Below are 2,315 nucleotides of genomic sequence, written 5' to 3'. Positions count from 1 at the left end.
GGCGAGGTCGTCACCGGCGAGGACGGCGGCCAGCAGCCCCGGCTGCCGGGGGTCGGCGATGCCGATCCGCCACGGGCCGCCGGCGGTCTGCACGTCCCCGCCGCCGCTGACGCAGTACTGCCGGGCGCCGGAGGAGCGCAGCAGGCCGGCCGCCTGCTCGACCGCCCACCCCTTGACCCAGCCACTCGGGTCCAGCCGCCCGCCTGGCCGCTCGCTGAAGTGGCCGTCCGTCTCGGCGGCCACGTCGCGGCAGGCCGCCAGCACGGCGCGGACCTCCGGATCGCAGTCGTCCAGGACGAGTTCACCTCGGTCGAGGCGGCTGATGTCGCTGTCCGGACGGTAGGTGGAGAACACCGCGTCGATCCGGTGCAGCCGTTCGGCGATCCGCTCCAGCGCGGCGGCGGTGCCGGGGCCGGGGTCGCGGACGGCGATCGAGAAGACGGTGCCCATCACGGGCTCGGCGTGGCGCAGCACGGGGCGCCTCAGCCCTTGGCCCGGTCGAGGGCGCTCTGCAGGGAGCGGACGTAGCCGTCGCTGGTGTACGTCGCGCCGCTGACCACGTCGATGGCGGCGCTCTGCGCGGATATCGCCTCCTGGTTGAGCACGGGCAGCGCGGAGCTGTTGATCTCGCGGTCGCGGCGCTCGGAGTTCGGGTACTTGACCACGTCGACGGCGGTGATCCGGCTGCCGGCCAGGGTGACCTGCACCTGGACCGGCCCGTACCGGGTGTTGACGGTGTCGCCGCTGACCTTCCGGGTGGCGCCCGTGCCCGTGGCGGAGGCGGAGGCCGAGGGCGCGGGGGAGCCGGGGGCGTTCGACGGCTGCGAAACGTCGGAACCGGTGCCGGAACCGGAACCGGTACCCGCCCCCGAGCCGATCACCGGGGCGGGCCCGGCCGCCTCGTGCGGCTTGAGGGACAGCAGCAGCACCACCCCGGCCGCGGTGGCGGCGCTGGTGACGACGGCTCGGCGCATGGAAATCAACGCTCCTCAGGTGCTTGGCGAGCCGAACGGGCTCAGCGGGCGGACGGAGTCGGCGAACGAACGGGCTCAGCGGGCGGAAGGACTCGGCGGGCGAACGGGCTCCGCGAGCGGACGGGCTCAGAACGAAAAGCTCTCGTGGTGGATGCGCCCCCGCCGCACCCCCGCGGCCCGCAGCGCGCGCACGGCCTCCTCGGCCATCGCCTCCGGGCCGCACAGGTAGACCTCGTGCTCGGCGAGGTCCGGGAGCAGACGGGCCAGCGCGGCCCCGAGGTCGCCGACCTGCTCGCGCGAGCCGAGCAGCTCGTGCACCGCCGCACCGCGCCGCCGGGCGACATCGTCCAGTTCCGCCCGGAACAGCACGTCCTGTGGCCGCCGGGCCCGCTGGACCATGGTCAGCTCGCCCGGCAGCGTCTCGAACAGGGCGCGCAGCGGGGTGATCCCCACCCCGGCGCCGAGCAGCAGCACCCGGCGCCGCCGCAGCCGCCGCCCGGTGAACGCCCCGTACGGGCCCTCGGCGCGCACCCTGGTCCCCGGGCGCAGGGCGGCCACGGCGGCACTGTGCCCGCCGAGGTCCTTGACCGTGAAGCGCAGGAAGCGCGGGTGGGGCGGCGCGGACAGCGAGTACGGGTTGGCGGCCCAGCGCAGCCCGGGGGCCTGGAACTGGAGCCGGAAGAACTGGCCCGGCTCGGCGCGGAGTCCGTCCAGCCGCCGCCCGGTCAGGAAGAGCGACACCACGCCGGGGCCCTCCGGCCGTACCTCGGCGACGGTCAGGCCGTGCCGCCGGTCGAGCAGCCACGGCCGCAGCAGCCGGAACCAGCCGAGCAGCGCCGCCGTCCCGAAGTAGAGCGCGTACCAGGCGGCCCGGCCGGGGCCGCCGCCCAGGTCGGCGCCGGTGGCGAGCTGGTGGGAGAAGGCCAGCGCCACCGCGAGGTAGGTCGCCAGGTGCAGGTAGTACCAGGTCTCGTACGGGAGGCGGCGTCGCGCGATCCGGGCGGAGACGGCGCCGGTGCCGAGCAGCAGCAGGGTGCCCAGGGCGGCCTTGACCATCTCGGGGTAGTGGAAGACGATCTCCACGCCCTCGCCGACCACCCCGCGCCCGTCGGTCAGCGCGTAGCCCCAGACGACCGCCAGCACGTGCACCGAGACCAGGGCCACCATCCACCGCCCGCCGAACGCGTGCCAGCGCGCCAGCCGGTCCGCCCCGACCCCGCGCTCCACCGGCGGCAGCCGGGCCATCAGCAGGAGCAGCACCGGCGCGGCGTAGCCGGCCAGCAGCCCGGTGATCCGGCCGGCGCCGGTCAGCCAGTCGGCCGCGCCGACCACCGCCGGGGT

At 76.0% G+C, this 2,315-nt stretch carries 3 protein-coding genes; all 3 read right to left on the bottom strand.

The genetic code is table 11. The annotated features are described in order from the left end of the window. Positions 1–474 (bottom strand): FAD:protein FMN transferase (locus AE652_RS39745; protein WP_053112558.1); only part of this gene is annotated, 474 nt, incomplete at its 3' end. An 8-nt stretch (positions 475–482) separates the two neighbouring features. Beyond that, a complete protein-coding gene (locus AE652_RS39740) occupies positions 483–974 on the bottom strand; it encodes an FMN-binding protein (protein ID WP_049660509.1) in 492 nt (163 codons plus the stop codon). Between the two features lie 126 nt (positions 975–1,100). Further along, positions 1,101–2,315: ferredoxin reductase family protein (locus tag AE652_RS39735; RefSeq protein WP_049660508.1), on the bottom strand; the 1,215-nt coding region annotated here is incomplete at its 5' end.

The sequence above is a fragment of the Kitasatospora sp. MY 5-36 genome (assembly GCF_001182915.1).
GTDB lineage: Bacteria > Actinomycetota > Actinomycetes > Streptomycetales > Streptomycetaceae > Kitasatospora.
Note: the sequence above shows the minus strand (reverse complement) of the source record. Positions and strands in the feature narration are given on the sequence as shown.

Excerpts from the sequence above, each read along its gene's own strand:
- AE652_RS39740 (WP_049660509.1), bottom strand. The coding sequence starts at position 974 with ATGCGCCGAGCCGTCGTCACCAGCGCCGCCACCGCGGCCGGGGTGGTG.